This window comes from Sphingomonas sp. 10B4, assembly GCF_035019905.1.
Classification (GTDB): Bacteria; Pseudomonadota; Alphaproteobacteria; order Sphingomonadales; family Sphingomonadaceae; genus Sphingomonas; species Sphingomonas glacialis.
This window is the reverse complement of the sequence record NZ_JASJVC010000352.1, coordinates 1-266: the sequence shown is the minus strand read 5'-3', so window position 1 is coordinate 266 and position 266 is coordinate 1. Positions and strand designations below refer to the sequence as shown.

Sequence of the window (266 nt, the reverse complement as noted above, 5' to 3'; positions counted from 1 at the left end):
CAACGCGGCGGTTGAGGCGGCGCGCGCGGGCGAGCAGGGGCGCGGCTTCGCGGTGGTGGCTTCCGAGGTACGCAATTTGGCGCAGCGCTCGGCGGCGGCGGCCAAGGAAATCAAAGTGCTGATCGATGATTCGGTCGGCAAGATACGACTCGGTACCGAGTTAGTCGAGCGCGCCGGCACCACCATGAGCACCATGGTGGACAATGTGCATCAGGTGACGCAGATCGTTGGTGAGATCGCCAACGCCAGCCGCGAGCAAAGCGAGG

At 65.0% G+C, this 266-nt stretch carries 1 protein-coding gene; it reads left to right on the top strand.

Features of this window, described 5'->3' with window-relative positions:
• On the top strand, positions 1 to 266 hold a 266-nt coding region (locus tag QN347_RS20080), incomplete at both ends, for a methyl-accepting chemotaxis protein (protein ID WP_323494443.1).